Source organism: Micromonospora sp. CA-259024, from assembly GCF_050936255.1.
GTDB lineage: Bacteria > Actinomycetota > Actinomycetes > Mycobacteriales > Micromonosporaceae > Micromonospora.
Genome location: NZ_JBNJND010000002.1, coordinates 59,968 through 82,637 on the forward strand (window position 1 = coordinate 59,968; position 22,670 = coordinate 82,637).

The following is a 22,670-nucleotide window of genomic DNA, read 5'->3' on the forward strand; positions in this document are numbered from 1 at the left end:
CCGAACGGGCCTTCCGGCGGCCCGCTGACGATGCCGGCGTGGATGGCCTGCTCACGACGTGTCAGGCTAGGGCGGTGGGTACGCCGGGCGGTGGAGAGCTGTCGGCCACGCTGCGCCGGATCGAGCGTTCGGCGGGGGCGTTGGCCACCTCCAGCGTGGCCCGGATGGATGAGACGCTGCCGTGGTTCCGGGCGCTGCCGGCCGACCAGCGCTCCTGGGTGATGTTGGTGGCTCAGGCGGGTGCCCGGTCGCTGGTGCAGTGGCTGCGCGATGGCGGCGGCACGGCGGACAGCACCCAGGAGGTCTCGGACGAGGTCTTCGCCGCCGCCCCGCAGGCGCTGGCCCGCTCGATCACCCTTCAGCAGACCGTGGCGTTGATCAAGGTGACCATCGACGTGGTCGAGGAGCAGGTGTCGCACCTGGCCGCAGAGGGCGAGGAGCAGCAACTACGCGAAGCGGTGCTGCGCTTCTCCCGGGAGATCGCGTTCGCCGCCGCCCGGGTGTACGCGCGGGCCGCCGAGTCACGCGGAGCGTGGGACGCCCGGTTGCAGGCTCTGCTGGTCGACGCGCTGTTGCGCGGTGACTCCCCGGACGTGCTGGCCAGTCGGGCCGCCGCGCTCGGCTGGGCGGACGCGCCGCCGGTGGCGGTGGCGGTCGGCCGGTCGCCGGGCGGGGAGGTCTCCGCGGTGCTGCACGTGGTCTACCGGCAGGCCCGCCGAATCGGCGTGGAGGTGATCGGCGGGGTGCACGGCGACCGGCTGGTGATCGTGCTGGGTGGCGCGGCGGACCCGCTGACCGCCACCGCCAAGCTGCTGACTGCGTTCGGGGACGGCCCGGTGGTGGTCGGTCCCGCCGTACCCAGTCTGGACGAGGCGACCGAGTCGGCGCGGGCGGCGCTGTCCGGTTTCCGGGCGGCGCCGGCATGGCCTGGCGCCCCCCGGCCGGTACCGGCCGCGGACCTGTTGCCGGAGCGGGCCCTCGCTGGCGACGCCGAGGCCCGTCGGCGGCTGCGGCACGACGTGTACGCGACGCTGGTGCGCGCCGGCGGCGAACTGCTGGCGACCCTGGACGCGTTCCTGGCCGCCGGTGGCACGCTGGAGAGTGCCGCCCGCGCGCTGTTCGTCCACCCGAACACGGTGCGTTACCGGCTGCGGCGGATCGCCGAGGTGACCGGCTTCTCGCCGCTGTCTCCGCGGGACGCGTTCGCCCTTCAGGTCGCGCTGACCGTGGGCCGGTTGGATCCGGTTGCCCCGGCCACCTCGCCAGTCCCAACTCAGACAATGACCCCGGCGACCCGGAAAACCGCCCAAACCGAGGATGATCCCCGCCGATCTTTGTAGGAAACCTCTAAAGGTCCTAGTGCGGTTTGGTCGAAGGCGGCACAGCGTTACCCGCGCGTATCCGGGAGAGTCATAGGCGTGCTCGCCGTACTTAGTCCCGGCCAGGGTTCTCAGAAACCCGGCTTCCTGACTCCTTGGCTCGACCTGCCCGGCACTGAGGCGCGCCTGCGCGAGTGGTCGGCGTTGGCCGGGGTCGACCTGCTGCACCTGGGCACCGCCGCCGACGCCGACGAGATCAAGGACACCGCCCGTACCCAGCCGTTGCTGGTCGCCGCGGCGCTCCTCGCCTCCGAGCACCTGCCGCTGGACGACGTCACGCTGACCGCCGGCCACAGCGTCGGCGAATTGGGCGCCGCCGCCCTGGCCGGTGTGCTGTCGGCCGAAGCCGCGATCACCCTGGCCGGCGTACGAGGGCGGGAGATGGCCGCCGCGTGCGCGCTGGAGCCGACCGGCATGGTCGCTGTGCTCGGCGGCGACCCCGACGACGTGCTCGCCGCGATCGAGACGCACGGGCTGCACCCGGCCAACCGCAACGGTGCCGGGCAGATCGTCGCCGCCGGCGCGCTGGACGGGCTCGACAAGCTCGCCGCCGAGCCGCCCACCAGGGCCCGGATCATCCGCCTTCAGGTGGCCGGCGCGTTCCACACCCCGTACATGGCCCCGGCCGAGACCGCGCTCGCCGCGGCCGCCGCCGGGATCACCCCCGCCGACCCGGCCCGGATCCTGCTGTCGAACCTCGACGGCACTGCGGTCGACAACGGCCAGGACGTGATGCGGCGCCTCGTCCGGCAGGTCACCGCGCCGGTGCGCTGGGACCTGTGCATGCGTACGCTGGCCGACCTCGGGGTCACCGGCGTGATCGAGCTGCCGCCGGCCGGCACTCTCGCCGGGCTGGTCAAGCGGGAACTCAAGGGCGATGCCGCCCCGGAGATCGTCACCCTGAACACCCCGGACGACCTGTCGGCCGCACGGGACCTGATCGCCCGCATCGGAGGTCGCTCATGACTGGCAGTCGCATCGTCTCGATGGGGCACTACCAGCCCTCCCGGGTGGTGACCAACGACGAGATCGCCCAGCTCGTCGACACCAACGACGAGTGGATCCGCGACCGGGTCGGCATCGTCACCCGGCGGATCGCCGACGGTGAGACGGTGGCCGACATGGCCGCGGCCGCCGCCGGCAAGGCGCTGGCCAACTCCGGCCTGACGGCCGCCGACATCGACCTGGTCGTCGTCGCCACCTGCTCCTCCATCGACCGCAGCCCCAACGTGGCCTGCCGGGTCGCCGCCAAGCTGGGCATCGCCGCGCCGGGGGCGTTCGACGTCAACACCGCCTGCTCGGGCTTCGCGTACGCGCTGGGCACCGTCGACCACGCCATCCGGGCCGGAGCGTCGCGCAACGCGATCGTCATCGGCGCGGAGAAGCTCTCCGACTTCACCGACTGGACCGACCGCTCGACCTGCATCATCTTCGCGGACGGCGCCGGGGCCGCGGTGGTCACCGCCACCGCCGACGACGAGCCGGCCGGAATCGGCCCGGTGGTCTGGGGTTCGGTGCCGGAGAAGAGCGACGCGGTCCGCATCGAGGGCTGGCGCCCGTACATCCAGCAGGAGGGGCAGTCGGTGTTCCGCTGGGCCACCACCGCGCTGGCACCGCTCGCCCTGCAGGCCTGCGAGCGGGCCGGGGTCGACCCGTCGGAGCTGGCCGCGTTCGTGCCGCACCAGGCCAACGCCCGGATCATCGACGGCATCGCCAAGCGGCTCAACATCCCCAACGCGATCATCGCGAAGGACATCGTCGAGTCCGGCAACACGTCCGCCGCGAGCGTGCCGCTGGCCCTGTCCAAGCTGGTCGAGCGCCGGGAGGTGCCTTCGGGCGCACCGGTGCTGCTGTTCGGCTTCGGCGGTGGCCTGACCTACGCCGGTCAGGTCGTCCGCTGCCCCTGACCCCCTCGGGCGCGTACGCGTCCAGGATTGGCGGTCGGCGACGCCGTCCGCCGGAGAACCCCGATGAAAGGAACCACCGCAATGACCCGTGACGAGATCACCACCGGCCTCGCCGAGATCCTCGAAGAGGTTGCCGGGGTGAACCCGGACGACGTGGCCGAGGGGAAGTCCTTCACCGACGACCTCGATGTCGACTCGCTCTCCATGGTGGAGGTCGTGGTGGCCGCCGAGGAGAAGTTCGGCGTCAAGATCCCGGACAACGAGGTGCAGAACCTCAAGACCGTCGGCGACGCTGTCAGCTACATCGCGGCGCAGTCCTGATCATGAGTCGTCCTGACGTCGTCGTCACCGGGCTCGGCGCGACGACCCCGCTTGGCGGGGACGTCGCGTCGACCTGGGACGCCATGCTCGCCGGCCGCTCCGGGGTGAGTGCCCTCACCCAGGAGTGGGCCGAGCAACTTCCGGTCCGGATCGCCGCTCAGTTGGCCGTGGAGCCGTCCGAGGTGCTGGACCGGGTCCGACTGCGCCGCCTGGACCGTTCCGAGGCGATCGCGCTCATCGCGGCGCAGCAGGCCTGGGCGGACGCCGGCCTCGCCGGCTCCGGCCTCGACGGGGATCGGCTGGCCGTCAGCGTCGGCTCCGGCATCGGCGGTGCCACCACCCTGCTGGCCCAGGACGACATCCTGGAGGCTTCCGGGCCGCGGCGGGTCTCCCCGCACACCATCCCGATGCTGATGCCGAACGGGCCGGCCGCCTGGGTCGGGCTGGAGTTGGGCGCCAAGGCCGGCGTGCACTCGGTGGCCAGCGCCTGCGCCACCGGCGCCGAGGCGATCGCCCTGGGCCTGGACATCATCCGCTCCGGCCGTGCCGATGTGGTAGTGGCCGGCGGCACCGAGGCGGTCATCCACGCGCTGCCGATCGCCGGCTTCAGCTCGATGCGGGCCATGTCGACCCGCAACGACGATCCGGAGCGCGCCTCCCGCCCGTGGGACCGGGGTCGGGACGGCTTCGTCCTCGGCGAGGGCGCCGGCATCCTGGTGCTGGAGCGGGCCGAGCACGCGGCGGCCCGGGGCGCCCGGGTCTACGCGCGCCTCGCGGGCGCCGGCATCACCTCCGACGCGTACGACATCGTGCAGCCGCACGCCGAGGGCGAGGGCGCGATCAAGGCCATCGCCAAGGCGATCGCCGACGCGGACGTGGCCAAGCAGGACATCGTGCACGTCAACGCGCACGCCACCTCGACCCCGGTCGGGGACATGCTGGAGATCGGCGCGCTGCACAAGGCGCTCGGCGACCACCCGGTGCTGGCCGCGACGAAGTCGATGACCGGTCACCTGCTCGGTGCGGCCGGCGCGCTGGAGTCGATCGCCACCATCCTGGCCATCCGCGACGGTGTCGTCCCTCCGACGATCAACCTCGACGACCCGGAGCCCGGCCTCACCCTGGAGGTCGCGGCCAAGGCACGCCACATGGAGATTCCCGCCGCGTTGAACAACGCGTTCGGCTTCGGCGGCCACAACGTGGCGCTCGTCTTCGCGCGCCCCTGAGAGCCTGCTGGGCCGTGCCGGAGCATCGGCCGGCCCGGCAGGATCCCGTTCGAGAAGTCAGAGGAGCCCCTTCTCATCGCCGGGCGATGAGAAGGGGCTCCTTCTCGGTTCAGGCCCGGTTGCGGGGGTGCCGCTTCGCGGTGCGCTCGTTGCCGTGGCGGTAGTTGCCGGTCCAGCGGGCCATCACCAACTGCGGGTCGTCGTCGACCTCGGCGAGGAACTCCGCTGCCCGGGCACCACGCAGTGTGCCGGCCACCCGCCCGTGGTGGGTGATCACCACCGTGCCGTCGGCACGCTGGTCGTACCTGAAGCCCTGTGCCTGACCCATGGCCGGCACGCTGCCAGGCCCCCGGCCACCGGCGCGACAGGTTTCCCGGCCGGTGCCGATTCCGCCGCGCCGAGGGGGAGATCGCGTGGGACCGGCTGCCTGGTCGGCGGCAGATACCATGCGGGCGTGCCCGACGACAGCACCGACGGCATTGATCCGGAGTCCGGCCGACGCTTCGTGGTCTGCGGCGACAACGCCCTGGCCCGTCGACTGATCACCGAGCTGGTCGACCGGTACGGTGTCGCGGTCACCGCCGTACTGCCATCGTTGACCGACAACCACGCGCCGGACATCGCCGAACTCACGTCCGACGGCGGTGCGGCGGGGGCGCGTCTCGAGGTGGTGGTGGCTCGTCGGCTGACCGCCGAGGTGCTGGACCGGGCCCGCGTACGGGCCGCGGCGGCGGTCGCGCTGGTCAGCGCCGACGATGTGGCCAACGTGGACGCGGCGTTGATCATCCGGGAGTTCGATCCGGAGGTTCGGATCGTGGTTCGCCTCTTCAATCCGGTGCTGGGTGAAGGCGTGGCCACCATGCTCGGCGACTGCGCGGTCCTGTCCGGCTCGGAGATCGCCGCGCCTGCGTTCGTCGCGGCCACGCTGGGCGACGACACCCCGACCTTTCTCCGGTTGCCCGACGACGAGCTGCTGCGGACCGCGAGCCGGGGCGCATTCGACCCGGCCACCACGGACGTCGTCTGCGCGCTGGCCGACACCAGCGGCCCCGAGCCGGTCACTCTGCCCGAGGACGAGGATTCCGCCGATCTGGTGCTGGTGCGGGCGTACGGCCGGCGGCGACCTCCCCCGGCGCGACCCCGTCACCGCCTGCTGCGGACCGCCCGGCTGGTTCTCAGCAAGCGCCTGCGCTGGGCGCTGGGCGCGACGGCCGCGCTGCTCGCCGTCGCCAGCGTGCTGCTCGGGCAGGCCCGGGACCTCGACCCGGTGCAGGCCGGCTACCTGACACTGCTCACCGCCCTGGGAAGCGCGGATGCGGACCCGGCCGGGTCACTGGTGGAGAAGCTCACCGCCCTGCTACTGCTGATCACCGGCGCGGCCCTGGTTCCCACGGTGACCGCGCTGGTGGTCGACTCGGTGGTACGGGCCCGGCTGGCGGTCGCGGCCGGCCGGCTCACCGACCCGCTCGACGACCACGTGATCGTGGTCGGATTGGGCAACGTCGGCACCCGGGTGGTGCAGGAACTGCACTCGTTCGGCCTGACCGTGGTGGCGGTGGACCGGGCGCCGACCGCTCGCGGTGTGGCGGTGGCCCGCGAGCTGGGTCTGCCGTTCCTGATCGGCGACGCGACCAGCCCGGAGACCTTGCGGGCGGCGTCCGTGTCGACCTGCCGGGCGCTGGTGGTGCTCTGCGCCGACGACGTGACGAACCTGGAGACCGCACTGCTCGGGCGTTCGCTGCACAGGGCAGCCAACGGTGGTGTGGCAGCCCCGCTGCGGGTGGTGCTGCGCCTGTTCGATGAGGGGTTCGCGCAGCGGGTGCAACGCGCTTTCGGGATCAACCACTCGCGCAGCGTCTCGTACCTGGCCGCGCCGGCGTTCGCCGCGGCCATGATGGGCCGCGAGGTGATCGACACGATCTCGGTGGGGCGGCGGGTCCTGCTGGTCGCCGAGTTGCCGGTTGGGGCCGGCTCGGATCTGGAGGGTCGCTCCTGTCCACAGGTCAGCCGGCCGCGCGAGGCCCGGGTGATCGCGATGCGGACCGGGCGGGCTGGGCAGACCATCTGGTCCCTGCCGCAACGGCGGCCCCTCGTGCGCACCGATCGACTGCTGGTCGTCGCCACCCGGGCCGGGCTGGCGGCGCTGCTCGCCCGCACGGTGGCCAGCGCCGACCCACCGCCGGTGTCGCCGGCCACGGTCGGCGGCACGCCTCTACGGCTGTTGCGCCCACCGGCGACCCGCCGACCCGCCCGGCCGGGCGAGGACGCCCCGCCGCCACACCCGGAGCCGGCCGACGGCGACGCCACCGGCCGGCCGACGCCCGAGGGCGGGCGCTGATCCGCCCACGGCGACCGGTCAGGTCGCGCAGGTGGTGGCCGGCAGGCCGGGCACGACCACCGGCGACCGGCCGCCGGGTCGGGCCTTGCCGGCCAGCACGGCGGCCAGTGCGGTCATCGACGCCCGACTGGAGGAGTACGTGGCCAGCAGCGTCGGTGACGCCGCGTCCGCCAGCACGTACGGGGTGTCCATGGCGACCGTGACCGCCGCGTCGGCGCGCAGGTCGCTGGCGCCGTCGCCGTAGCCCACCAGGTGCACGACCGTGCCGCCGCTGGGCTTGACCGGCACCCCGGCGGCGGTCAGCGCGGCGGTGAGGGCCGCCCTGGTGCCGTCCCGACCGGCGGAGGAGGTGACGGTGACCGGCCCCGGTACGGCGCCACCGCAGGTGCCCCGCAGCACGGTGACGGCGGCGGCGGCCAGCGCGTCGGCTGCCGCGCGGTGAGCCGGGGTGTTGAGCGTGGACATCTGCGCGGCCGGCAGTTCCGCGAGCCGGAACTTCATGGTCAGCACCCGGGTCACCGCCTCGACCAGCCGGGCTCGGGGCAGTGACCCGCCCCGCAACGCGGCGAGCAGTCCGTCGTACGCCTGACCGACGTTCGGGGTCATGAGGATCAGGTCGTTACCGGCGTTCAACGCTCGGACCGCCGCCTCTCCGGGAGCCCAGCGCTTCGCGGGTGGCATGTTCATCCCGTCGGTGATCACCACGCCCTTGAAGCCGAGCTGGCCGCGCAGCACGTCGGTGAGCAGCTTGTGCGAGAAGGTCGCCGGGGTCCCCGGGTCGATCGTGCGCGCGTCCAGGTGGCCGGACATCACGGCCATCGCCCCGGCGTCGATCCCGGCGGTGAACGGCGGCCACGCGCCGGTCTGCAACGCTGCCGCGGACTGGGTGAGCACCGGCAGGTCCTGGTGCGAGTCGTCGGCGCTGTGACCGTGCCCCGGGAAGTGCTTCAGAGTGGCCGCGACGCCGACCGCCTGCAGGCCACGGACGGCACCGCCGACCTGGGCGGCGGCCTGCTTCGGGTCGGCGCCGTACGACCGGGAGCCGATCACGGTGCTGCGGGTGGCCAGCACGTCGGCCACCGGGGCGAAGTCGATGTTGATTCCCATCGCGGCCAGCTCGGTGCCGGCGGCACGCCAGGCGGCCTCGGTGAGTTTCGGGTCGCCGGCCGCCCCCGCCGCCAGTGCGCTGGGCAGCACCGTGACCCCGTCGGTCACCCGGGTGACGACGCCGTACTCCTGGTCGGTGCCGATCAGGAGTGGTGCGGGGCCGGCACCGAGGCGACCGGCGGCGGCACGCAACCCCGCGGTGAGCTCGTGCACCTGCTTCGGATTGTCGACGTTGGTGGTCTCCTGGTTGCCCTTGGTCGGGTCGTCGGCGCTGAATCCGACCAGGATCAGGCCGCCCAGCCGGTACTTGGTGATCATGTCGGCGGGGGTGTCGACTCCAGCCAGCGCCTGGTTGCCGGCCGCCGAGCCGGCTGAGACCTTCGTCGCCGAGTCGCCGTAGGCGTACGGCATCAGCACCTGGCCGACCAGATCCTCGTCGGACAGCGTGGCGACCAGCGCCGCGGCACGGGCGGCGGGGTCGCCCGTCGGCAGCGGGGCGGGGGTGCCGGGGCCGGCGGATGTGCCGGCCGGGTCGGGCGTCGGCGCGGGGCGGTCCGCGGTACCGGAGCAGCCGGAGACGAGCAGGGCGGTCAGGGCGGCGACAGCGACACTGGCGCGCCAGGGGCGATTCGACACGCCGCCTATCCCACCAGTTCCCCCTTATCGGGGCAACTTGACCTTACCGCCCGCACGAACCCCAACCGCAGCATGCGACCAGGTGACCGACCGGCGTCCACCCGGTTGGTTCAGCCAACCCGGGTGAGCAAGGTCACTGGAGCCCCGTCGCCGGCGTACCGGTAGGGCTCCAGGTCGGCGTCCCAGGCGGTGCCGAGTGCCTTGTCGAGGGCGTGCGCCAGCGCCTCCGGGGCCCGGGAAGCGGCCATCAGGGCCCGCAGCCGATCCTCGCCGAGCTGGATGTCGCCGGCCACGCCGACGGTCGCCCGGAACAGACCACGCGCCGGCACGTACATGAAGCGCTCACCGTCGGCACCGGAACTCGGCTCCTCGGTGACCTCGAAACGGATCATGGGCCACTGCCGTAGGGCAGCAGCCAGCTCGGCGCCCGTCCCCGGACGACCGGTCCACCCGCACTCGGCCCGGCGTGCGCCGGGGTCGACGGGCTGAGCCGTCCACTGCAGGTTGACCGGCGCGGCTAGGACGCGCGCGATCGCCCACTCGACGTGTGAGCACACGGCGAGTGGGGTCGAGTGGACGTATACGACGCCACGCGTTGGCACGGTGACCTCCCGGAGAGCGAGGTGCGTCTTCCCCTACGACCTCGTCCACCCAGGTGGTTGCTGCAACACATGATGACTCGTGTGACGCATGATGCGCCAGGGAATCGGAAAAAACGCCGGGTGGAATAGCCGGTCGGGTGGTCGCCGTTGCCTCTCAGGACACCGCGACGACCAGCATGATGTCGTGGTCCTGTACAGTTCCACCGGCGGCTTATGCCGCGTTACACCTACGCGGGCCGAGTCAGTGTGGCCCGCACACAGCCCCCGGACGTCCAGTCCTCCCGTACGTCTTGCAAGGAGTACCTCCGTGGCGAGCAACACCTCTAAGACCGCGCGCGCGTCCGTCCGGGCCGGCCAGGCTGGCCAGGGTGGCGCCCTCAGCGTGCTGGGCGAGTTCAAGTACCTCATCCCGCTCAACGGCGGCAAGCACGCCTACGTGCGGAACCTGACCAACGGCAAGACCGCGCACCTGCGCACCGACTCCGACGCCTTCGTCGAGGAGATCCGCGTGCTGGCCGCCGCCGGCCACGCCGCCAAGATCCGGGCGGAGATCAACAACCTGGCTGCCACCCACCCGGGTGACGGCTGGGAGGCCACCGAGAAGCGCCTGGTCGCGGCCGGCGTCTTCGAGGGCTGAGCCCTCCCCCACCGCATCACTCGAAAGCGCCCGCCGGGACTCCCGGCGGGCGCTTTCGCGCGTCCCGGGGGGCGAGATCCACTCGACTTCACGGGAACCGGGGTATGTGGGACGCCGGACACCCCGACACCACCAAAGCCGAGTCGATCATGCACTCGAAGCCGGGATCGGCCCTGGGCTGTCCGGCCCGTTCAGGCCGGATCGAGCAGAGCGACCTCGCCGGTGGCCAGGTCGTAGAGGCCGCCCACCACGGCCACCCGGTCGGCGGCGACCGGCTCGACCAGCAGCTCGTCCTCGCGCAGCGTGTGCACCGTGCGCCGGACGTGCCGGCGGATCGCCAGCGGATGCACGGCCGGATCGTCCAGCCCTGCCTCGATCACCGCCGGTGCGATCTCGTCCACCAGGTGCGCCAGCGACCCACCGGGCCGCTCCCCGGTGCGCAGCGCGTCCACCGTGGCACCCACCGCGCCGCACCGCTCGTGGCCGAGGACCATCACCAGCGGTACGCCGAGCTGGCCGACCACGTACTCGATCGAGCCGCACACCGCGCGATCGAGCACATGCCCACCGGTACGGATCACGCAGATCGCGCCGAACGTCTGGTCGAAGATCGCCTCCAGCGGCACCCGCGAGTCGATGCAGCCGAGCACCACGGCGTACGGCTGCTGGTCGCCGGAGGCGGCGGCTGCTGCCGTCACGTCGTGTCCGTGCACCGGCTGACCGCTGACGAACCGCCGATTGCCGGCGAGCAGATCGGCCAGCGCGGCGCGAGGCGTACCGCCGGCCTGTCGCCCTCGCCCCGACGTCCCGCCCATGGGCGCTCCCGACCACCCCATGCCGTACAGCTTGGCCCGCCACCGGTGACCTCGGGCGGGGTCGCGAATCTTCGCCACGGCGCGATTGGCGTGGTGTCATGGCGGGTAGCCGGTGTTACCGCCGGGTATCCCGGTGCTGGTGGTGCCGGGCGGCCCAGGGGAGGTGGCGATGCCGGAGCGGTTCGAGATCGGTCTGCCGGACGGCGTGCGGCTCAACGTCGAGGCGACGGGCCCGACGGACGCCCAGGTCACCGCCGTCCTGCTGCACGGCTGGACGCTGGATGGGCGCGCCTGGCACCGGCAGGTCGACGCGCTCACCGCCTCCTGGATGGGCGGGGCGGTGCGGGTGGTCACCTACGACGCGCGGGGGCACGGCCGGTCCAGTTGCATGACCCTGCCCACGGCCACCCTGGCCCAGCTCGGCGACGACCTGGCGACGGTGCTCGACGCGGTGGCGCCAACCGGGCCGGTGGTCCTGGTCGGGCACTCGATGGGCGGCATGACGATCATGGAGTACGCGCACCGCCACCCCGCGCACTTCGCCGCCCGTACGGCCGGACTGGTCTTCGTCTCGACCACCGCGGAGGGGCACACCCACACCGTCTACGGGCTCTCGCCGCGGATCGCCCGGCTGATCCGGCTGGCCGAGACGACCGGTGCCGGCGTGCTGGCCCGGTGCGGCTCGTGGCGAGCGCCGCGGGCGCTGCTGAACGCGCTGCAACCGAGCATCCGGTGGATGCTCTTCGGCGACCGCTGCGAGCCGGCGGACATCCGCCTGGTGACCTCGGCGGTGGCCCGTGCCTCGCTGCGCTCGATCGGCGGGTTCCGCGCCTCCATCGGCACCCAGCACCGGCTGGACACCCTCGGCGCGTTGGCCCATCTGCCGGCCGCCGCCCTGGTCGGCGACCGGGACCGGCTGACCCCACCGCCGTGCGCCGAGTCGATCGCCGCGGCCCTGCCGGCCACCGAGCTGACCGTCTGCCCGGGTGCCGGACACATGCTGATGATGGAGCGCCCGGACGAGGTGAACGCCGCACTGACCGGCGTCCTGCGCCGGGTGCTCGCCGAACCGCCGCCTCCCCACTGCGACGCGACCCCCGCCAGGACGGGTGCCTGACCACGTTCCCGCACCTCGGGCGCGGCGGGTCGGGCCCGGGGCCGTACCCTTCTGCGGTTGGCTCGCGCGGTTCCCGCCGCCTGCCGGCGACCTTCGAAGGAGCGTGCGTTGACCGACCAGACCGGCCTGGAGCAGGAGATCGCCGTCGAGCAACGACACCTGGACCGGGTGTACGCCCGACTGGCCGAACTGCGGCGGTCGGCTGTCCGCGCCGAGCGCGACGGCTACCGGATGGCCCGGGTGGGCACGCACGGCGCGCTGGTCGAGCGCGACGCGATGGTCTTCCACGCGGCGCAGCGGCGGCACACCCTGGATGCCGAGCACGAGGGGCTGGTCTTCGGCCGGCTGGACCTGCGCGACCGGCAGGTGCTGCACGTCGGGCGCCTCGGCATCCGCGACGAGGATGCCCGCACGCTGGTCGTCGACTGGCGGGCGCCGGCCGCCGCCGCCTTCTACCAGGCCACTCCGGCGCAGCCGCTGGACGTGGTGCGGCGCCGCACGATCCAGTCCCGCGCCGAGCGGGTCACCCGGATCGAGGACGACCTGCTGGACCCGACCGCCGCCCCGGAGGGGATGACGGTCGTCGGTGACGGCGCGTTGCTGGCCACCCTGTCCAAGGCCACCGGCCGGGGCATGCGGGACATCGTGGCGACCATCCAGCGGGAGCAGGACGAGGCGATCCGCTCGCCCGGCTCCGGAGTGACGATCGTGGCGGGTGGCCCCGGCACCGGCAAGACCGCGGTGGCCCTGCACCGGGCAGCGTTCCTGCTCTACTCCGACCGCAGCCGGTACGCGGGCGGCGGCATCCTGGTGGTCGGCCCGTCGTCGGTCTTCGTCGAGTACATCGGCTCGGTGCTGCCGTCGCTCGGTGAGGACACCGCGACCCTGCACTCACTGGGCACTCTCTTTCCGGGCATGACCGCCACCCGCCCCGACCCGCCCGAGGTGGCGGCGGTGAAGGGCTCGCTGCGGATGCGCCGGGTGCTGGAGCGGGCGGCCCGCGACGCGGTGCCGGGCGGCCCGGGTGAGCTGCGGCTGCTCTACCGGGGCACGCTGCTGCGGCTGGACCGGGCGGCGCTGGACCGGATCCGGGACCGCGCGCTGCAACGGGGTTCCCGACGCAACGAGGTGCGCCGGGCCGGCTTCGACGGGGTGTTCGCCGCGCTCTGGGCGCAGGCCCGTGAGGTGGGCATCGGTCGGTTGCCGGAGCAACGGGCCTTCGAGGCGGAGATCGCCGAGCGGTCGGAGTTCCGGGAGTTCCTCAAGGCGTGGTGGCCTCGGCTGCACCCTCGGCACGTGCTCGGCTGGCTGGCGCAGCCGGACCGGTTGCGCCGGTACGCCGGGGGAATCCTCTCCACCGCCGAGATCCGGCTACTCACCGCCGCGTACCGGAACCTGGACTCGGCCGGGCTGACCATCGCCGACATCGCGCTGCTGGACGAGTTGGACGCGCTGCTCGGTAAGCCGGCGCAGCCGGCCCGGGCCCGGCGCGACCCGTTCCAGTTGGCTGGCGGCGTACGCGAGTTGAGCACCCTCGGCGAGCGGCAACGGGCCGCCCGCACGGCGGCCCGAGAGCGCCCGGAGGACTACCGGGACTACGCGCACGTGGTCGTGGACGAGGCGCAGGACGTCTCACCGATGCAGTGGCGGATGGTCGGTCGACGTGGCCGTCTGGCCTCCTGGACGGTGGTCGGCGACCCCGCCCAGACCGCGTGGACCGGCGACCCCGAGGAACTGGACCGGGCCCGGGACCAGGCGCTGGGCCGGCGCAAGCGGCACGATTTCACGCTCACCACCAACTACCGCAACTCCTCGGAGATCTTCGCGGTGGCGGCGGCGGAGATCCGCCGGCTCTACCCTGACCTGCCGCTGCCAACCGCCGTCCGCTCCACCGGGGTCGACCCGGTCGAGCTGGTGGTGCCCCCGACGGGGTTGGAGACCGCGACCGTGGAGGCGGCCGCCGGCCTGCTGGCCGAGGTGGAGGGCACCGTCGGGGTGATCACGCCGGTCCCCCGCCGCGACGAGGTCGCCGGCTGGGTCGCCGCGCTCGCCGCGCCGAGGCTGCAGGTGGTCACCAGCCTGGAGGCCAAGGGCATGGAGTACGACGGGGTCGTGCTGGTCGCCCCGAGCGAGATCCGGGCGGATCCGGGTGCCGGGGTGCGCACCCTGTACGTGGCGCTCTCCCGGGCCACGCAGCGCCTCACCACCATCGACCCGACCGGCTGATCCGTGCTGGCGAGCCGCCAGCGAGAGCTGCCAGCCCTACACTTGCATACATAGCGATGTGAACATACATTTGACCGGGTCCCGACTGGCGGCGGAGGGTGGTTCTCGTGGGCGCAGGTCATGACCACCACCACGGGTCCGTCGCCAATGCCGCACACCAGCACCGGGGCCGCCTCTGGGCGGCATTCGGGCTGCTCGCCACCCTGATGGTGGTCGAGGCGGTGGCCGCCCTGCACACCGGGTCGCTCGCCCTGCTCTCCGACGCCGGGCACATGTTCACCGACGTGCTCGGCATCGGGATGGCGCTCGCCGCGATCACCGCGACCCGGCGCGCCACCGGCGACCCGCAGCGCACCTTCGGGCTCTACCGACTCGAGGTGCTCGCCGCGCTGGCCAACGCCGTCCTGCTCTCCGGCGTCGCGGTCTACGTGGTGATCGAGGCGATCCGCCGCTTCGGCGACCCGCACGAGGTCGTCGCCGGCCCGATGCTCGCGGTGGCCGTGCTCGGCCTGCTCGCCAACGTCGCCGCCTTCGCCCTGCTCCGCGCCGGAGCCCGGGAGAGCATCAACCTCCAGGGCGCCTACCTGGAGGTGCTCGGCGACCTGCTCGGCTCGGTCGGCGTGATCGGCGCCGCACTGCTCATCACGGTCACCGACTGGTGGTGGGCCGACCCACTGGTCGCCGTCGCCATCGGCGTGTTCATCCTGCCGCGTACCTGGCGGCTGGCACGCGCCGCCGTCCGCATCCTGGTGCAGGCGGCCCCGGAGCACCTCCAGGTGACCGCGGTGCACGACCGGTTGGCTGCGGTGCCCGGCGTGGTCGAGGTCCACGACCTGCACGTCTGGACGCTCACCTCAGGCATGGAGGTGGCCTCCGCGCACCTGACCATGGCACCCGGCGCGGAGATCGGCGCGGTGCTCACCGCGGCCCGTACGGCCCTGCACGACGACTTCCGGATCGAACACGCGACGTTGCAGATCGAGCCCGGCGCGGCCTCGGGGGCCTGCGGCTCCGTGGAGTGGTAACGGCGTTTTCAGTAGCTTTCCTCAGCTTCGTCGGATATTTCCGTCACGACGCACGCACCGTCCGTCACATCGGCTGCAAGCGCCCCACCGGCACCGGTAGGCTCGGTCCCGGCCTCCACCAGGCGGCGCCCTCCCGGCGCAGGTGGCGGTCGCCGCCTAATCGCCCGAACGGGCGAACCGGGGAACCACGTTCCTGGGGTGCATCCGCGTCAGCGGTAGGGATCTTCCGTCCCGAACCCGTCAGCTAACCCGGTCGGCGGCTGACGGAAGGACATGCGCAGTGGCACCAGCACGACCACCCGCCGCCCGACTGGCGGCCCTGATCGTCGCGATGTTCGCCCTCGGCGTCGCGCTCCCGGCCGGCACCGCCTCGGCCGCACCCCCAACCGGCCTACGGGCCGCCGCCGCACCCGACGGCGACGAAGAGGGCGGCACCCCGGCTCTGCGAGCCCAACTGGAGGCGGCCAGCAAGGGCTACCTGGACGCGAAGCGGGCCCTGGACACCTCCATCCAGCGGCAGCAGCAGCTCGGCACCCACCTGAAGACCGTCGAGGCCGAACTCGACCAGCGCAACGGCAAGGTTGGTGAGATCGCCGGCGTGGCATACCGCACCGGCCGGCTCGGCGCGATGTCGGCGCTGCTCAGCAGCAACACCCCGGAGGGCTTCATGGACCGGGCCGCCGCACTGGACGCGGTGGCCGCCAACGAGGACCGGGTGCTGCGCGACCTGCTCGCCACCAAGGACCAGGCCAACCGCACCCGGGTCGCCCTGAACGGCGAGATCAACGAGCAGCGCAAGCAGGTCGCGGTGATGGCCAAGCGCAAGGAGCAGGCCGAACGGGCCCTGACCGTGGCCACCGCTCCCAAGCCGCAGACCACCGCCGACACCGGCTCCAACCGGGGCACCTCCGGCGCCAACGCGACGGCCGCGCCGCGCAACTCCGACGGCTCCTGGCCGTCGGAGTCGTGCAGTGTCAACGACCCGACGCCGGCCAACGGCTGCATCACCCCGCGCACCCTGCACGCACTCAACCAGGCCAAGGCCGCCGGCTTCACCCGGTACGTCTCCTGCCACCGCTCCGGCGGCTCGGGCGAACACCCGAAGGGCCGGGCCTGCGACTTCGCGGCGCAGAAGAACGGCTTCGGCGGGGACGCCACCGGCGGCGACAAGACGTACGGCAACAACCTGGCCGCGTACTTCATCCGCAACGCTGATCGGCTCGCCGTGCTGTACGTGATCTGGTACAGGCAGATCTGGCTACCCAGCAGCGGGTGGAAGTCGTACAGCGGGGCGGGCGGCGACCCGTCCAGCGACCACACCAACCACGTGCACCTGTCGGTCTACTGACCCTGCGCTGGCACGTACCCCAGAGTGTGTGATGCCGGTGAGTCATCGTGATGACTCACCGGCATCACGTTCTCGCCAGGGCACGGCCCGCCGGGCGGTCACCGGCTACGTCGCCGGGCGTACCCCTGATGTCGCCGCCCGTCGGACGACCCGGCCAGGGTCGGCGGGAACCATCGCGGTATGCCTCGGATCCCACCCACCGCCCGCAAGGCGCTGCTCACCCTGCACCTGGTCACCTCGCTCGGTTGGCTCGGCGCCGACCTGGTGCTGCTCACCCTCGGCATCGCCGTGCAGCGCGGCGCCGACCCGGCCGTGGTCTACCCGGTCGCGGCGCTGGTCGGCACCATGCTATTCGCGCCGCTGAGCGTGCTGGTCTGGCTGATCGGTGTCGGCAGCGCGTTGCTCACCCCGTGGGGCCTGCTGCGCTACCGCTGGGTGCTGGTCAAGCTGGTGCTGACCACGGTGATGGTCGGGCTGGTGCTGTTCCTGCTCACCCCGAATCTGCGACACGCCGGCGCGCTGGGCGCCGCCCTGCCCGCGCGGGAACGCGCCGACCTGGTAATCGCACCGGCGGTGTCGACCAGCCTGATGGTCATCGCGACGGTGCTGTCCACCTACAAGCCATGGGGCCGGCGGCCTGCCGCCCGCCCCACCCTCACGAGCCGTGATCGCGCCACGACCAGGATGTAGTGCCCTCCTGGCGCCCCCGGGCCACCACATCCACGACAACGCCGTTGGGCCAGGGCAGCGGCCGGCGATGTGCACCGCCGCGGTGGCGAGGGTGTTCGGGTCGTGTGTCCGGGGTGGTCTTCAAAGGGGTTGCCACCACGACCCCACGCCCTACCGCAACGGGGCGAGGCGGGTGGGGGCGGGGGCGGGTCAGGCGGGCGGTGGGGGGTCGCCGGCGCGGTCGAGGACCGCGCCGAGCCGGGTGGCCAGGGCGAGGTGAGCGGCCCGGGCCTGGCCGAACGCGTACCGGAACAGCAGTGTCGGCGCACTCAGGGTGATCTCGACGTCGATCCGGACCAGGCCGTCGGGCTCGGCGCGCAGTCGGGTGTGGTTGCGCACCGTGGTGGCCGGCCACTGGCGGGCAACCATGACGATCTCGTCGTCCTCGCTGATCAGCACGTCCGCCTGGTAGGTGGTCCGGAAGCGCAGTGGGCCGGCCGCCAGCCGGTCGTTGATCGTGTAGCTGGCCCGGGCGCCGGGCCGGGGCGGCAGTCGGCGGACCCGGACGATCAGCGGGTGGAGCTCACCCTGCCGGGTCAGGTCGCTGAGCAGTGCCGCTGCCTCGGCCGGCGAGCATCGGGCCTGGACGGTGTAGCTGAAGGTATCGCTGCTGAGCACACCGTCTCCCGCCGTCGCTGGTCGCACGATCGTCCCGTACCGATGTCTGGCTGGCAACGCCCGACCGTCTTGATGAGATGCCGTGCCAGCATTAGTCCCATTAGTGTCGGTTAGTGACAATCAGCCGACGGCGCTGGAGGGGACATCATGAACGGTGACGACCGGTGAGCGGCCACGTGATGGTCTTCGCGCCCACTCCGCAGCTGACGGTGACCGTGGACCAGCCGAACGACCAACCGGAGCTGCACCTGCACCCCGGCGGGCAGGGCGTCTGGCAGGCCCGCATGGTGATGTCGCTCGGTGTCGACGTGGTGCTCTGCGCCGCCCTCGGCGGGGAGATCGGCCAGGTGTTGGAGCCGCTGCTGGTCAGCGAGGGCGTGGAGCTCAAGGTGGTGGTCCGTGACTCCGGCAGCGGCGGGTACGTGCACGACCGCCGGGACGGCTCCCGGCAGGAGATCGTCGACGTGGCCGGGCAGCCGCTGAGCCGGCACGAGATCGACGAGCTGTACAACCTCGCCCTCGGCGAGGGCCTGCGGGCCGCCGTCAGCGTGCTCAGTGGGCCGAACGAGCCGTCGCTCGTCCCGGCCGACCTGTACCGGCGCTTCGCCGCCGACCTCGGTGCCAACGGCGGCCGGGTGGTGGTCGACCTGTCCGGCGATCACCTCGGGGCGGTGTTGGAGAGCGGCGTGTTCTTCCTCAAGGTGAGCCACGAGGAACTGATCCGCGACGGCCGCGCCCGCGGCGACGACACCCTGGAGTTGACCCGGGCCATGTACGACCTGCACGCCGCCGGCGCCGAGACGGTGGTGGTGAGCCGGGCCGACCAGCCGGCGCTGGCGCTCATCGACGGTGAGCTGTTCGAGGTCGAGATGCCCCGGTTGGAGGCCGCCGACCCCCGCGGTGCGGGCGACTCGATGACCGCCGGGGTGGCGGCCGTCGTGGCCACCGGCGGGGACATCCGGACCGCCATCCGGACCGGCGCCGCCGCCGGCGCGCTGAACGTGACCCGGCACGGCCTCGGCACCGGCCGGTTGGACTCGATCAGCGGCCTGGTGGGCCGGGTACGGCTGGTGCCGGCGGACAGCCGGCCGCAGGAGCGGACCACCCCGGACGAACTGGCCGACCGGGTGGTCGAGCGATGACGCTGCGTGTGCTGATCACCAACGACGACGGGATCGCCGCGCCGGGCATCCAGGCACTGGCCTGGGCGGCCGCGCAGCGGGGCCTGGACGTGGTGGTCGCCGCGCCGATGGAGGAGGCGAGCGGCACCAGCGCGGCGATGAGCGCGATGGAGCGGGACGGGCGGGTCGTGGTGAACGACCACCCGCTGCCGGACCTGGAGGGCGTGCCGGCGTACGGGGTCGCCGGCTCCCCCGGCTTCATCACACTGATCGCCCTGCACGGCGCGTTCGGCCCTCCACCGTCGGTGGTGCTCTCCGGCGTCAACCGTGGCGCGAACGCCGGCCGGGCGGTGCTGCACTCCGGGACGGTGGGCGCCGCGTTCACCGCGGCCACCAACGGCTGCCGGGCGATGGCGGTCTCACTCGACGTGCTCTCCGCCGGTGAGGCGACCGCCGCGAGTGGCGGTGCCGCGGTCGACGCCGCCGCCCGGGTGCGCGACTCGGAACGGCACTGGAGCACCGCCGCGCGCGTCGCCCTGGACCTGCTCCCCCGGTTGACCTCCGCGCCGATGGAGAGCGTGCTCAACGTGAACGCCCCGGACCTGCCGCACGAGCGGCTGCGCGGGGTGCGCCGGGGCACGCTGGCCAGCTTCGGGCAGGTGCAGATAACGGTGGCCGAATCCGGCCACGGCTTCGTCCGTACCTCGCTGGAGGAGCCGGGGCAGGCCGCGCAGGCCGGCACGGACGTGGCGTTGCTGGCCGCGGGGTACGCCTCGGTGACGGCCATCCGGGCGGTCACCGAGGCAACCGACATCGACCTGACCGGCCTGGAGGAGCAGCCCTGACGGGCTGCCCGACGCGCTCAGGCGCCGGGAAGAACCTCGGGGGTGGCGGCGCCGGCGAAGTAGGGCTCCGGGGCGCCGAACAGGCCGAGCAGGCCGGTCACCCAGAGCTGCCGGTGCACGAACCGGCTCGGTTGGGTGACCACCAGCTTGACGCCGCTGACCTCGGCCGTCTGGAAGCCGGCCACCATGGCGCTGATGCCGACGGAGTCGATGAAGGTGACCAGCCTCATGTTCAGCTCGATGCGGAGTGGGCGGCCCTTGGCCAGCACCTCCGCGATCGCCTCGCGCACCTCGTACGCTGTGTCGACGTCGATCTCGCCCCGCGGGGCGATCTCGACGACACCACCGGACAGAACCGACTTCACGATCGACAGGCTCACGCGAGCACCTCCACCCGCCCGTCCCCCGGGCGCCTCATCAGTACGCGGGCCGCGACCGAGAGTATTCCTCCGACGGCCTCGGTCGCCACCCCTCGGGATGAGCAATTCGCGAATCCGGACCCAAAAAGCGGCCCATATCCGAACTTTTCAGTATCTGATTACTCAACACTTTTCGTTATCTGACCCCTCGACGATCGGTCGTGACCGACGCGCCGCCGGACCAGGGTAGCGGTCCGGACCCGGCGCGCCCGACAACCGGCCCACGATGTACGCCTTCCCCGTGTGCCACCGGCGTGTCGTCCACGATGCCCGTCCCGATCCGTGTCCCGGGTTGCCGGCGCCACCTAGCATCGGGCCGGGACACCCACCGTCACGGAGAGGACCTTCGATGATCAAGCGACTTGCTGGGCTGGCCGGCGTCGGCGTTCTGCTCGCCCTCGTACTGGCCTGCGGTTTCGGTGGTGGAGACGACGACGATGACGACGACGACGACTTCGCCCGGAGTGTTGCCGTGGTGGCGGTGCGCTGAGTTCCGGCGAGTCGGGCCGGCCGGGTTTGCGCCCGGCCGGCGTGGGGCACTGCGGGGTAGGCGAACCGTGACGCGCTGGAAAGACGCCGAAGTCCGAAGTGGCCGGCGGCTTCGGCACCCGAGGAGGTAACCACGATGTTCGGAACCAACCTGCTGGACCACCGCAGCAAGCCGGAGCGGATCGCGGACCAGGCGTGGGAGCACCTGGTCTCGGCCGTCAGCTCTGCCGGGGACAGTGTGCGCGACACCGCCCGCTCGGCCCGTCGCAACAGCAGTGACTTCGCCGACGGGGCGGGTGACCTGGTGGGCTCCACCGCCGACGAGGCACGACGTCGCGCCTCGCTGGCCTTCGACGCGCTCGCCGGCCGCCAGCCGGCACTGCCCTGGACGCTGCTGATCGGCGCCGCGCTCGTCGGCGCGGCGGTCGGCTGGGCCGTCGGCTCCGCCGCACGGGCAGCCGGCAGCCAGGACGACCCTGCCGTCGACGACGTGGAGTTCGTCGACGTCGACCGCCCCAACTCCCCCGCGGTCTGAACGCACGACCCCACCTGCAACGCGACGGGTTCCGCTCGATGTCGGTCGAGCGGGACCCGTCGTCATGCCGGCCGGGCCGCCGGGTGCCGGACCCCTCAGGCAACCCGGCGGACCGGTGCTCGGGTGGTGGTCCGGGCGCCACGACCATGCCGGACCCGGGGGACGGGGGACGGGGTCGACCGAGGCGTGCCGTCGTGGCCGGGGGACGAGCACGACGACGGGGACGGGCGGAGCTGCCCTGGCTCCCACCACCCGATGCGGCGGCTTCCGCGATCGAGGAACGTGCTTACCGTAACTGATTCCCGCCCTCTATGGAAGCGCTCCCATCATTGAGGTCCATGCACGTCCCCACCGCAACCACCCAGCCCTGACCGTGCTGTCACCCGTTTCGGGCGAGGACGGCTCACCCGTGGCGGCGGCAGGATCGGACCCCGGCGGACCTCCGGCCGCAGCCGCCCACCCGGTCCGCCACCCACGCACCGGAGGAGGGACAGATGGCCATCGCGGAGATCAGCCGCACCGACCAGGACATCCAGTCCGCCGTACTCGACGAGCTGACCTGGGAACCACGGGTGCAGCCGCACGAGATCGGTGTGACCGTCGCCGAGGGCGTCGTCACGCTGACCGGCCGGGTGGACAGCTACGCCAAGAAGTGGGCCGCCGAACGGGCCGCCCACCGGGTCGCCCGGGTCCGGGCCGTCGCCAACGATCTGGCCGTGCAGTTGGCCAACGGCGCCGAGCGCACCGATCCGGACCTGGCCGCAGCGGCCAGCCACGCACTGGAATGGGACGCGTTCGTGCCCATCGAGAAGCTCCAGGTCACCGTCGCCGCCGGCTGGGTGACGCTGCACGGCGAGGTGGAGTGGGAGTACCAGCGCCGGGCCGCCGAACGGGCAGTCGGCAGGCTGACCGGCGTACGTGGGGTGAGCAACGGCATCACGGTCCGTCCGGCCACCGCACCGGACGGCCGGAACCTGGCCGACCGGATCGTCGACGCCCTCGCCCGTGCCGGGGCGACCGAGGCCGAACGGATCAGCGTCCGGGTGCACGGCGACACCGCGGTGCTCGCCGGGTTGGTGCACTCGATGCCCGAGCGTGCCGAGGTGGAGCAGGTGGCCTGGTCCGCGCCGGGCATTCGGGAGGTGCAGAACCACATCGCGGTCGCGCCGGTGCTGCGCTGAGCGAGCGCGGAACCACCCGGGGTGGGTGAGCCGACCTCACCCACCCCGG

Annotated in this window: 22 protein-coding genes, 1 pseudogene and 1 riboswitch; of the genes and pseudogenes, 17 read left to right on the top strand and 6 right to left on the bottom strand. The window is 72.8% G+C overall.

From position 1 onward, the window contains the following. Positions 1–38: 38 nt before the first annotated feature. From ACQEUX_RS19560 to fabF, 5 genes and pseudogenes are all read left to right on the top strand, one after another. Positions 39–1,340, top strand: a complete 1,302-nt coding sequence (locus ACQEUX_RS19560) for a PucR family transcriptional regulator (protein ID WP_433050205.1) — start codon at positions 39–41, stop codon at positions 1,338–1,340. Positions 1,341–1,418: 78 nt separating this feature from the next. Further along, positions 1,419–2,336 (top strand): annotated as a pseudogene (locus ACQEUX_RS19565) (ACP S-malonyltransferase); the annotation flags it as partial. A 5-nt stretch (positions 2,337–2,341) separates the two neighbouring features. Further along, on the top strand, positions 2,342–3,286 hold the full coding sequence (locus tag ACQEUX_RS19570) for a beta-ketoacyl-ACP synthase III (protein ID WP_433050208.1): 945 nt from the start codon (positions 2,342–2,344) through the stop codon (positions 3,284–3,286). 81 nt (positions 3,287–3,367) lie between these two features. Continuing rightward, the gene (locus ACQEUX_RS19575) at positions 3,368–3,607 is read left to right on the top strand and encodes an acyl carrier protein (RefSeq protein WP_030330276.1); all 240 of its coding nucleotides are present in this window, start codon (positions 3,368–3,370) and stop codon (positions 3,605–3,607) included. Positions 3,608–3,609: 2 nt separating this feature from the next. After that, on the top strand, positions 3,610–4,833 hold the full coding sequence (gene fabF / locus ACQEUX_RS19580; protein ID WP_433050213.1) for a beta-ketoacyl-ACP synthase II: 1,224 nt from the start codon (positions 3,610–3,612) through the stop codon (positions 4,831–4,833). A gap of 109 nt (positions 4,834–4,942) precedes the next feature. On the opposite strand, the gene ACQEUX_RS19585 is transcribed toward fabF, so the two are convergent. Next, the gene (locus tag ACQEUX_RS19585) at positions 4,943–5,161 is read right to left on the bottom strand and encodes a hypothetical protein (protein ID WP_433050216.1); all 219 of its coding nucleotides are present in this window, start codon (positions 5,159–5,161) and stop codon (positions 4,943–4,945) included. Positions 5,162–5,287: 126 nt separating this feature from the next. On the opposite strand from ACQEUX_RS19585, the gene ACQEUX_RS19590 reads away from it, so the two are divergent. Next, a complete protein-coding gene (locus ACQEUX_RS19590; protein ID WP_433050219.1) occupies positions 5,288–7,171 on the top strand; it encodes an NAD-binding protein in 1,884 nt (627 codons plus the stop codon). 18 nt (positions 7,172–7,189) lie between these two features. On the opposite strand, the gene ACQEUX_RS19595 is transcribed toward ACQEUX_RS19590, so the two are convergent. Together ACQEUX_RS19595 and ACQEUX_RS19600 are read right to left on the bottom strand one after the other, a co-directional pair. Beyond that, positions 7,190–8,923, bottom strand: a complete 1,734-nt coding sequence (locus ACQEUX_RS19595; protein ID WP_433056974.1) for a glycoside hydrolase family 3 protein — start codon at positions 8,921–8,923, stop codon at positions 7,190–7,192. A gap of 101 nt (positions 8,924–9,024) precedes the next feature. Continuing rightward, positions 9,025–9,516: a DUF3145 domain-containing protein gene (locus tag ACQEUX_RS19600; RefSeq protein ID WP_363616118.1), complete on the bottom strand. Its 492-nt coding sequence runs from the start codon at positions 9,514–9,516 to the stop codon at positions 9,025–9,027. A gap of 307 nt (positions 9,517–9,823) precedes the next feature. Between ACQEUX_RS19600 and ACQEUX_RS19605 the strand changes: the two genes are divergently transcribed. Continuing rightward, positions 9,824–10,153, top strand: coding sequence for a hypothetical protein (locus tag ACQEUX_RS19605; protein WP_030330285.1), 330 nt, complete (start codon positions 9,824–9,826; stop codon positions 10,151–10,153). Positions 10,154–10,344: 191 nt separating this feature from the next. Here ACQEUX_RS19605 and ACQEUX_RS19610 read toward each other — a convergent pair whose 3' ends face one another. Next, positions 10,345–10,968: a carbonic anhydrase gene (locus tag ACQEUX_RS19610; RefSeq protein WP_433050224.1), complete on the bottom strand. Its 624-nt coding sequence runs from the start codon at positions 10,966–10,968 to the stop codon at positions 10,345–10,347. A gap of 169 nt (positions 10,969–11,137) precedes the next feature. Between ACQEUX_RS19610 and ACQEUX_RS19615 the strand changes: the two genes are divergently transcribed. The 5 genes from ACQEUX_RS19615 (at position 11,138) to ACQEUX_RS19635 (ending at position 17,374) form a co-directional block, all read left to right on the top strand. Continuing rightward, the gene (locus tag ACQEUX_RS19615) at positions 11,138–12,085 is read left to right on the top strand and encodes an alpha/beta fold hydrolase (RefSeq protein ID WP_433050227.1); all 948 of its coding nucleotides are present in this window, start codon (positions 11,138–11,140) and stop codon (positions 12,083–12,085) included. Positions 12,086–12,193: 108 nt separating this feature from the next. Next, entirely contained in the window at positions 12,194–14,311 is a 2,118-nt protein-coding gene (locus ACQEUX_RS19620; RefSeq protein ID WP_433050230.1) for a HelD family protein, read from the top strand. 107 nt (positions 14,312–14,418) lie between these two features. Next, complete coding sequence (locus tag ACQEUX_RS19625) at positions 14,419–15,336, top strand: cation diffusion facilitator family transporter (protein WP_433050233.1); 918 nt, start codon at positions 14,419–14,421, stop codon at positions 15,334–15,336. Between the two features lie 143 nt (positions 15,337–15,479). Continuing rightward, positions 15,480–15,611, top strand: a riboswitch (cyclic di-AMP (ydaO/yuaA leader). A gap of 5 nt (positions 15,612–15,616) precedes the next feature. Further along, on the top strand, positions 15,617–16,684 hold the full coding sequence (locus ACQEUX_RS19630; RefSeq protein ID WP_433050236.1) for a coiled-coil domain-containing protein: 1,068 nt from the start codon (positions 15,617–15,619) through the stop codon (positions 16,682–16,684). Between the two features lie 180 nt (positions 16,685–16,864). Then, positions 16,865–17,374, top strand: a complete 510-nt coding sequence (locus ACQEUX_RS19635; protein WP_433050239.1) for a hypothetical protein — start codon at positions 16,865–16,867, stop codon at positions 17,372–17,374. A gap of 189 nt (positions 17,375–17,563) precedes the next feature. On the opposite strand, the gene ACQEUX_RS19640 is transcribed toward ACQEUX_RS19635, so the two are convergent. Beyond that, positions 17,564–18,031 (bottom strand): SRPBCC family protein, encoded by a 468-nt coding sequence (locus tag ACQEUX_RS19640; RefSeq protein WP_433050242.1) that lies wholly within the window; start codon positions 18,029–18,031, stop codon positions 17,564–17,566. Between the two features lie 179 nt (positions 18,032–18,210). On the opposite strand from ACQEUX_RS19640, the gene ACQEUX_RS19645 reads away from it, so the two are divergent. Further along, positions 18,211–19,173 (top strand): PfkB family carbohydrate kinase, encoded by a 963-nt coding sequence (locus ACQEUX_RS19645; protein ID WP_433056976.1) that lies wholly within the window; start codon positions 18,211–18,213, stop codon positions 19,171–19,173. Then, the gene (gene surE / locus ACQEUX_RS19650; protein WP_433050245.1) at positions 19,170–19,997 is read left to right on the top strand and encodes a 5'/3'-nucleotidase SurE; all 828 of its coding nucleotides are present in this window, start codon (positions 19,170–19,172) and stop codon (positions 19,995–19,997) included. The genes ACQEUX_RS19645 and surE overlap by 4 nt, the downstream gene beginning before the upstream one ends. Positions 19,998–20,014: 17 nt before the next feature. Here the strand turns inward: surE and ACQEUX_RS19655 are convergent, their stop codons facing one another. Next, complete coding sequence (locus ACQEUX_RS19655; protein WP_433050248.1) at positions 20,015–20,377, bottom strand: STAS domain-containing protein; 363 nt, start codon at positions 20,375–20,377, stop codon at positions 20,015–20,017. Between the two features lie 388 nt (positions 20,378–20,765). On the opposite strand from ACQEUX_RS19655, the gene ACQEUX_RS19660 reads away from it, so the two are divergent. The 3 genes from ACQEUX_RS19660 (at position 20,766) to ACQEUX_RS19670 (ending at position 22,621) form a co-directional block, all read left to right on the top strand. Further along, a complete protein-coding gene (locus tag ACQEUX_RS19660) occupies positions 20,766–20,906 on the top strand; it encodes a hypothetical protein (RefSeq protein WP_433050251.1) in 141 nt (46 codons plus the stop codon). A gap of 135 nt (positions 20,907–21,041) precedes the next feature. Beyond that, the gene (locus tag ACQEUX_RS19665) at positions 21,042–21,440 is read left to right on the top strand and encodes a hypothetical protein (protein ID WP_433050254.1); all 399 of its coding nucleotides are present in this window, start codon (positions 21,042–21,044) and stop codon (positions 21,438–21,440) included. Positions 21,441–21,934: 494 nt separating this feature from the next. Further along, the gene (locus tag ACQEUX_RS19670) at positions 21,935–22,621 is read left to right on the top strand and encodes a BON domain-containing protein (RefSeq protein ID WP_433050257.1); all 687 of its coding nucleotides are present in this window, start codon (positions 21,935–21,937) and stop codon (positions 22,619–22,621) included. Positions 22,622–22,670: the final 49 nt, after the last annotated feature.